An 8,657-nucleotide genomic window follows, 5' to 3' on the forward strand; every position below is an offset into this window, starting at 1 on the left:
GAGTTGGCGCAGACTCTACATTAAAGTGAGGGATTTCGCGGGGGGCAGGTCAGACGCCACTATTGCCATCAAGCGATATCGGTTCTGCGGTGCGCTGATCGATTGTTTAAATCCATTGCGAACAATCCGACTGAAGAACGTAGCTGCTGCAATTTGTTGGATCGGCATCTTTGACGGGCCGCACTGCGGCAACTGGCAAAGGTGTTCCACGGCCGGTTGGGGCCGTTAGCGTCAGTTGCCGTTCCGCCACACCCATTTTCCTACTCCGTTTGCTTCCGGAGTGCTTCCAGCGGTGTTTGCGCAACGCAAATTACCGCCCTTAGGCGGCGCGTAGCGTATTGCTATCATTTATGGATTTTGGTTGCGGGGGCTCGCAACCACAGAATCTTACCCAGACCACATTGCCAGCTATAATCATGTAGCCAGAAATCTCTAAACCACATCAGGCAAAATCAGCACCAGCCTGATAGGGGTTATACAGATCTTTCTGCCCTTATCAGGCTCTGCGCGATCCCTTCCTTGCGGCATAACTCGGCGATGCTGTCGTCACCGCGAAGGCCTTCCAGCACGATGCGGATCTTGTCCTCGGCCGAGAAATGGCGACGCGTATGCCGACGGATGTCTTTCACAACCCGCTCCGCAGGGGGCTTCACTGGCGATTTTGAATGGGAGGATTTGGGTTTCATCTTCGTTCCTTCGTCACTACGACGAAGCCCAAATCCTCCTTAAATCACAACCTCAAATCTGTGCCATAGGCGCTGACGGGGGACACCCTACATCACCGTGAGGGCTTTCGCGCGGGGCGAGTTGTCCCTGTTTCGGCTTCGATTCTTCCCTGAATTGTGTCGGCGTCCTACCGGCCCATCGCCTGAATGCACGGTCAAGGGCCGCTGGGCCGGAGAGACCTACCCGAAGGGCAATTTGCGCAACGGGTAGGTTCGTGTTCGACAAAAGGTCTTCGGTGACGCTCTGGCGCACGTCGTCCTTCATCTGACTGTAGGAGGTGCCCTGTGCCCACAGGATTCGCTGGATGCGGCGTGGATGCACGCGGCAGATCAAGGCAAAGTCGTTCAATGTCAGATCCTGATAAGCTATGTTGTCCCTCAGAATGCCGCGAAGATAGGAAAGGGTCGCTTCGCTGGCGCCATCTGCGGCAAACTCCCCTCGTGACACCTTCACTAAGTCCCAGTCCAGCGAGAATGGTGCCCAAAGCCAGTGCGTCGGAAATGAAATCCGCATTCCGTCGATCTGGGATGTGACGAGCGCCTGTTTCGGAAGAAGACCCGGCAGAAGCCCCTGGGTGGTCGGTACAGTGATCAGGATGTCTTTTGGGTTGAAGGTTTCTCCGAGCCCTTTCTTTATCAAAGTCACATAAAGTGCGACACCGACTGCATCCAACTGTGTCGACGGCGTAGTAACCTTGACGGTGCGGTGAATGTCGAAGTTTACAATGCCGGGTGTGATGAAAACGGAGTACCGCACGTTATCAACCTGCTTTGAGACTTCCACCACCAGCCGGGAAAGAAAATCTCCCAAGGTGAGAGCATGGGTCGCCGAATCCCGAAACGCCGGCGTTCCTTTCCTCGCAGTTTCGATTGCCACCTTTGCGCCAAAATACGGGTCGTCGAGAGTTTCCGCCATATCCTCCATGGCGGAATAACAGGCGGACGCGTCAACCAGCATTTCAGGGTCGGTGAGCGCGCCGGGGGGAATACCGTTTCGGGCCAGGAGCGCTTCAATATCGCCACCGCGCGAGGTGAAGGCCTTTGCGAACGGTGACAGAATCAACATCCCGCGCGTGAACCTCGGGCCAGATTTCTTGCTCATTCTTGCTGCTCCCTCAACGCCCCAAGGTTAACCTTGTGAGACATGTTTATGACATAGGTGGCATGAGCCGCAAACAGGTTGCGCCTCGGGCATGTTAATCAAAAAGCCGTACCCCATGAGACTCGGGCGATGGCCACGTGGCCCTAGCGATCTCGGAAAGCGTTGGAGCATGGAGATGCCGAAGGAAAACACCGTAAAAGCCAAAAAATCCCTTTTAACGGCAACACTTATTGCCGGGCTTATGACCGTTTCGATGGCGGCCTTCGGCCCGGCTTATGCCCAGACAGCGGAAGGACCGTCCGTCGGGGCCGCGATCGAACGAGTCGCGACACAGCTTGCCGGGCGCATCGGCTTCGCGGCGCAGGAAATCGGCAGCGACGACGTCATCGCTTTAAATGGCGATGAGGCATTCGTCATGGCCAGCACGTACAAGGTTGCGATCGCCGCTGCGGTGTTGGATCGCGTGGATAGGGGGGAACTCAGCCTCGACCAGATGGTCGAGGTCACACCCGACATGATGATGATCGGGGACGCGGCACTAAGCGATACGTTCGTTCACCCCGGGCTTCAGCTTTCGGTGGCGAACCTGATCGAGATCATGATCACCGAGAGCGACAACACGGCGACCGACATCTCGATGGGACTGGCCGGCGGACCCGCCGCAGTGACCGAATATCTGCGCAAGCTCGGGATCACCGGCATCAGGGTCGATCGGACGACTGGCGAGATCATCGGCGAATTCTATGGCCTGCCGGGACCGGCCACGATGAAAGTCGCAACAGAGGCCTTTGTGACTCGGCCAGAGCTCCTGACGATTATGGGCGACCGCAATCTGGATTTCGAGGCGGATCCCCGCGACCAGGCAACGCCCCTTGCGATGCTGCAACTTCTGCTTGCCATTGACAGTGGCACGGCGACAAGCGCCGAGAGCCGCGACTTCCTGATTGATGTCATGTCGCGCACGCGCACCGGCGCTGGCCGGCTCAAGGGCCTGCTGCCGAGGGGAACGCCCGTGGCGAACAAGACCGGAACCATCGGAGGCGTAGCCAATGACGTCGGCTACATCACGCTCCCCGACGGTCGTCAGTTTGCAATCGCCGTGTTCACCAAGAGCAGCGAGACATCCGAGGCGGACAGGGATCGGGCAATTGCCGAGGTCGCCCGGTCGCTGTTCGACTACTTCCACGTTGGGCAGATGGCGAAGCAGTAAACCGGAAAACCTTGCGGAGCGCAGCCTTTGCCGGTGCGGACTTGCACGGCGAAGACAGAACCTTCCGGGAAGAGACATCACTATATCAAAACGAGAAACCCAATGGGAAATCTAACGAAGAGGAAGAATACGGTGAAGAACCCAATGAAACTATTATTTACGTTGACCGTTTCGTCATCACTTGCACTTCAACCCGCGCTTGCACAGGAAAGCCAACAGTTCATGACACAGGAGGAGGGGCAAGCGACCTTTGATGCGGTCCTCGCCGAAACTGCTGAACTGATCAAGGAAATGAACATCCCGGGGCTTGGTATCGGGGTCATCCATGGGCCCAACACTTACAGCGCCGGCCTCGGCATCACCAAGGTCGGCACCGACGAGGCCGTTACCCCTGATACGCAATTTCAAATTGGCTCTGTGACAAAAACCTTCCTGTCGACAGTGGCCCTGCAGCTGTCCGAAGAGGGCAAACTGGATTTGAACGCGCGTGTCGTCGACATCCTGCCGTGGTGGAGGGTCGCGGATCCCGACGCAACGTCGAAAGCGCGGGTCGTTGACCTGTTCCACCATCGCGCTGGTTGGTATGGCGACCATGGGTTCCTTCGTGTTCCTCCGGGCGGGTCGATCAGCGAGAAGGTCATGCTCCAGGCGGCTTACGTCGAGCAGCTCTATCCGTTCGATCAAACCTGGATGTACAACAACACCAGCATCACCTTCGCGACCCATGTGGTGTCGCATGCCGGCGGAAAGCCGATCGAGAACCTGATCGAAGAGAACCTGTTGACTCCGCTCGGCATGGATTCGTCATCCTTTAACTACGACCCCACCCCGCCGGCTGAAAACTACGCATGGGGTCATCCGCCGATCTACGGCGAAGGCAACATTAGCGATCTCAAGCCGTACTACATTCCGTTGATCCCAGAATCCGCAGCCTCCGGCGCTCTCCGGTCTACGGTTAGCGACATGCTGAAATACGCCCGCTTTCAGCTGGACGGCAAGGACGCCGCCGGGAACCAGCTGCTGTCCGAAGAAGCACTGGACTATGCCCACGCTCCGGCAGTCGAGGCTGAGGCCGGCGACTTTACCGGGCTGACATGGTTCGTCCATGACTACGACGGGGTCACCAGCCCCAGCCACGGGGGGAACTGGCCCGGCACGCGTTCCTTTCTGCAGCTGATCCCGGATCGCGACTTTGCCGTGGTGGTTTTGGTCCACAGCGATCGCGGAGCCGAAGCCTATAAAAAAATTGCGAACTCAATGGTCAAAGCCTTCACGGGCATCGAGGCCAACTCTCCGGTCGCAGCGGGTGTTGATCCGGCTGTACTCGATCCCTTCGTCGGCGTCTTCAAGGGGAATTCCCAAAACATCGAGATCCGCAAAGAGGGCGATAAATATGTGTTTGTGCAGTTCTCCGCATTGACCAGCGGATCGGATCCCGCGCCTGCCAATGTGGCCAATACGGCTGATGGCTATTTCATCATCACCGAAGGCCCGAACGAGGGAGCCCTTGGCGAATTGCTCAAAGATCCGTCTGGCGAACTGAACTACGTGCGATTCAACCACCGGATCTTCATTCGGGGCGAAGGGGCGGTTGATGATTTCGACCTCTCCGGGACTGTCTTCGAATAACCGGGGCGACAAGAGCCACGGCTTCGGTGGAGGGCCGATCCTGCACAGCGCAGATCGAACTCTCCACCGAACGCACTGCATCGACGACATGAGGCGTCTAATGCAGAAACCAAACCCAAAGAACCTGACTGCGGCGCGTGGCGTCGTCGTCGGCATCGCCCAACCGAAATGGAGAGGAGAGAACAACATGAGCGAGAACAAGATTTCCCGCAGGGAGTTCAACCTTGGAGTTGCCGCGGGTGCGGCCGCCATTGGGTCCGCCGGTAGAGCCTTGGCGCAGACGAGGGAGCCATTCGACCTCGTGATCCTTGGCGGGCGGGTGATGGACCCCGAGACCGGGTTTGACCAGGTCGCAAATGTCGGCGTGCGCGCGGGTCGGATCGCCGCTATCACAGTCGAACCGCTCGAGGGCGGCCGCCAGATCGACGCCAGCGGCCATGTCGTTGCGCCCGGCTTCATCGACACGCATTTTCACTGGCCCCGGCCCATGGGCAACAAGCTCGCACTGCTCGACGGGCGAACGACGGTTATGGACCTCGAGATCGGGACGCTCGGGACGCTGGTGGATGACTGGTACGCAGAGCGCGCCGGGACCAACCAGATCAACTACGGCTGCGCCAGCTGCCACGAATTCGCGCGTACCTTGGTGCTCGACGGCATCACGACGATCGATGCGCCCGAGGCCATGAACCATCGCGGCTCGGACAAGTCTGGCTGGTCCCATACCCGCCCGGACCTCGAGAAGGGCAACGAGATCCTGCGCGTGCTCGATACGGGCCTCGCCGCGGGCGCGGTCGGCATCGGCTCGACGCTCGGCTACATGCGCGACGGCGCATCGGCACGCGAGGTCTTCGAGATCCAGCGCATCGCCGCGGCTTATGGAAGGCCCTGCGCCTTCCACTTCCGCTACACGCCCGGCACGGACACGAGCGAAGCGAACGGTATCCAGGAGATGCTGGCCAACGCCGCCGCGCTCGGCGCGCCCGCCATCGCCTGTCACTTCAACAACCCTGGTTACAACCTCGTGCACGAGCTGCTGGTGCGGATGCGCGCGCAAGGCCACAACATGTGGGGCGAGCTCTACCCCTACGCGGCGGGTTCGACGGCGCTGAACGCCGTCTTCCTCGAACCGGAGATCTGGGTAGATCAACTCGGCTACAAGTACGAGGAGACCATCCAGGATGCGCTGACCGGGGAGTGGTACACGCAGGAGAGCCGCACGGAGATGATGGCGCGTGAGCCCGCGCGGCTGGTGCTGGCCTACAAGATGCCTGAGAGCGCCATCCTCGACTGGCTGCGGCTGCCTGACGTGGCGATCGCGTCAGACGGAATGCCGATCCTCGACGACAGCATCACATGGGATACGCCCTTCGAGGATCTGCCCAACAGCCACCCACGCGGGGCCGGCAGCTGCGCGCGGACGTTGCGCATGGGGCGCGAGAACGGCATCCCCCTGATGCAGAGCGTCGCCCAGCTCAGCTGGAACTCGGCGCGCCCGCTCGGTCTTACGGGGCTGAAGGCGATGCAGGAGCGCGGGCGGATGCAGGAGGACATGATCGCCGACATCACGATTTTCGACCCGGAGACGGTGACCGACAACGCCACCTACGCACAGGGCAATCTGCCGTCCTCCGGCATTCCCTTCGTGATTGTCAACGGCGTGGTGGTGGTCGATAGCGGCGAGGTGCTGCGCGGCGTGAACCCAGGCCAGCCGATCCGCAACGAGCCGCAGGAAAGCTTGTTCGAGCCACTGGACGTCGATGCATGGACACAGGCCTTCTACGCTGTTCCGCAGGATTTCGGTGGCGGCGTGCCGAACTCGCAACCGGCCTACGACCCGCGCGTGATCCCGTGCTGCGAGTGACGCTGCATAGGACGAATTGCTCGAAGATCCGTCTGGCGAACTCAGCTACGTGCGATTCATCCACCGGATCTTCATTCGGTCCGACGGGGCGGTCGACGAATTCTCGCTCTCCGGAACTGTCTTCGATTAACCGGGGCGACAACAGCCACGGATCAGGCGGAGGGTCGATCCTGCGAGGCGCAGATCCTGTCCCCCGTCAGCGCCTATGGCACAGATTTGAGGTTGTGATTTAAGGAGGTGCTGTGACCCCCGACATTCATCCAGCTGACGCCGGAGTCCGCGGTTGAGTTTGGCGCTGTTGCGCCGCGGGAGCAATGGGCGAACGGCGGAACGGTTCCGTTGCGTGGAGCCGGTCGCCCATTGCGGTGAGTTGGGCCGCGAAGGCGGCGGGGGTCTGGTAGCCCACGGCCGAGTGTGGTCGCTCGGCGTTGTAGTCCGCCACCCAGTCCGCGACGATGGCGCGGGCGTGGTCGAGCCCGTGAAACAGCGTCTCGTTCAAGAGTTCGTCCCTCATTTTCGAATTGAACGCCTCACAGATCCCATTTTGCATCGGCTTGCCGGGCGCGATGAAATGCCAGGACACGCCCACCTCCTCGGTCCAGGCCAGCATCGCGTTCGAGGTGAACTCGGTGCCATGATCGCTGACGATCAGACCTGGTTTGCCGCGCCGCGCGATCACCGTGGAGAGCTCCCGCGCCACCCGACGCCCCGAGATCGAGGTGTCGACCACGGCGGCCAGGCATTCCTTCGTCACATCGTCGATCACGTTGAAAACGCGGAACCGGCGACCGTGTGTGAACTGGTCGTGCACGAAATCGACTGACCAGCGGGCGTTTGGCACGGCGACCGTTAGCAGCGGCGCCCTTGTCCCGGTTGCCTTCTTTCGACCGCGCCGCTTGCGCACCGACAAGCCTTCCTCGCGGTAAAGCCTCTGGGTCTTCTTGCGGTTCATCACCAGCCCCTCTCTTCTCAGCAACACATGCAGCCGCCGGTAGCCGAACCGGCGGCGTTCGCCCGCGAGCACCCGCATGCGCTCGCGCAGTCCGGCATCGTCAGGTCGGCGACTGCGGTAGCGCACCGAGGTCCGCTCCGCACCGATCACGAAACACGCCCGCCGCTCGCTCATCTCGTGGGCCTCCACGAGGATCGCGACGGCCTCGCGCCTGGCGGCGGGCGTCACCACTTTCGGCTAAGGAGATCCTTCAGCGCGGCCTAGTCGAGCAGGGCATCCGCCAAAAGGCGCTTCAGCTTGGCGTTCTCGTCCTCAAGCGCTTTCAGCCGCTTCGCGTCCGAGACCTCCATGCCCCCGAACTTCGCCTTCCAGGCGTAGAACGTGGAATTGCTGATCCCGTGCCGACGGCAGAGATCGGCGGTCTTCGCCCCTGCCTCGGCCTCCCTCAGCATGTCGATGATCTGGGCTTCGTTGAACTTCGATGGCTTCATGATCCGGTCCTTCTGTTGGGCCGGACTCTAGCATCAAATGGAGGAACTATCGGGGGTCACAGCACGACCTGCTTGCCGCCTTCGTCGAGGAGTTTCAGCGCGAGATGCGCAAGGAACAGCACTCCTCGGAGACGGAACGCAAGACCGCCGAAGCCCGGCTTACCAAGCTTGAGAAGGAGATCTCCAATCTCATTGATGCCGTCGCCAACGGCATGTTCCATCAAAGCATGACGGAGCGGTTGCAGGCGCTCGAAGACGAGAAGCTCACACTGAGGGCCAAGCTCGACCAACTCCCCGAGCCCCTACCCGTCACGCTGCACCCCGCCATGGCCGAGATCTACCGGGCGAAGGTTGCGACCCTCATCGAGGCACTGAACGCCGACGGCACCCGGAACGAAGCCGCAGATATCCTGCGCGGCCTGATCGCGGAGATCCGGATGCTGCCACGCGAGGGCGGTGGCCATGTCATTGAACTCTATGGGGAACTGGGCGCGATCCTGGGGCTCGGGGAACCCCGGAATGACAAACCCCGCCTCGTTGTGGGCGGGGTGTCGAATTCAATGGTTGCGGGGGTAGGATTTGAACCTACGACCTTCAGGTTATGAGCCTGACGAGCTACCGGGCTGCTCCACCCCGCGAGAGTATTGCGTTTTTTGCGCGGTGCAATGATCCGCTTTGGCCCCG

General features: G+C 60.6%; 6 protein-coding genes, 1 tRNA gene and 2 pseudogenes. 3 read left to right on the plus strand and 6 right to left on the minus strand.

The genetic code is table 11. From position 1 onward, the window contains the following. Positions 1-497 precede the first annotated feature (497 nt). Positions 498-686 (minus strand): annotated as a pseudogene (locus tag N3C64_RS03185) (transposase); the annotation flags it as partial. A gap of 52 nt (positions 687-738) precedes the next feature. Next, a complete protein-coding gene (locus N3C64_RS03190) occupies positions 739-1,827 on the minus strand; it encodes an AraC family transcriptional regulator (RefSeq protein WP_260011754.1) in 1,089 nt (362 codons plus the stop codon). A 175-nt stretch (positions 1,828-2,002) separates the two neighbouring features. Here N3C64_RS03190 and bla point away from each other — a divergent pair, with 175 nt between their 5' ends. From bla to N3C64_RS03205, 3 genes are all read left to right on the plus strand, one after another. After that, positions 2,003-3,037: a class A beta-lactamase gene (gene bla, locus N3C64_RS03195; RefSeq protein WP_260011757.1), complete on the plus strand. Its 1,035-nt coding sequence runs from the start codon at positions 2,003-2,005 to the stop codon at positions 3,035-3,037. Positions 3,038-3,181: 144 nt separating this feature from the next. Further along, entirely contained in the window at positions 3,182-4,666 is a 1,485-nt protein-coding gene (locus tag N3C64_RS03200) for a serine hydrolase domain-containing protein (protein WP_260011759.1), read from the plus strand. Positions 4,667-4,754: 88 nt separating this feature from the next. After that, a complete protein-coding gene (locus tag N3C64_RS03205) occupies positions 4,755-6,530 on the plus strand; it encodes an amidohydrolase family protein (RefSeq protein ID WP_260011761.1) in 1,776 nt (591 codons plus the stop codon). A 256-nt stretch (positions 6,531-6,786) separates the two neighbouring features. Here N3C64_RS03205 and N3C64_RS03210 read toward each other — a convergent pair. From N3C64_RS03210 to N3C64_RS03225, 4 genes and pseudogenes are all read right to left on the minus strand, one after another. Further along, positions 6,787-7,973: pseudogene (locus N3C64_RS03210) on the minus strand (IS3 family transposase). Positions 7,974-8,029: 56 nt separating this feature from the next. Continuing rightward, on the minus strand, positions 8,030-8,194 hold the full coding sequence (locus tag N3C64_RS03215; RefSeq protein ID WP_260011763.1) for a hypothetical protein: 165 nt from the start codon (positions 8,192-8,194) through the stop codon (positions 8,030-8,032). A gap of 81 nt (positions 8,195-8,275) precedes the next feature. Further along, positions 8,276-8,437 (minus strand): hypothetical protein, encoded by a 162-nt coding sequence (locus tag N3C64_RS03220; RefSeq protein WP_260011765.1) that lies wholly within the window; start codon positions 8,435-8,437, stop codon positions 8,276-8,278. Between the two features lie 97 nt (positions 8,438-8,534). After that, positions 8,535-8,611 (minus strand) — tRNA-Met (locus N3C64_RS03225). Between the last annotated feature and the right edge of the window lie 46 nt (positions 8,612-8,657).

The organism is Sedimentimonas flavescens (assembly GCF_025154035.1).
GTDB lineage: Bacteria > Pseudomonadota > Alphaproteobacteria > Rhodobacterales > Rhodobacteraceae > Rhodobacter > Rhodobacter flavescens.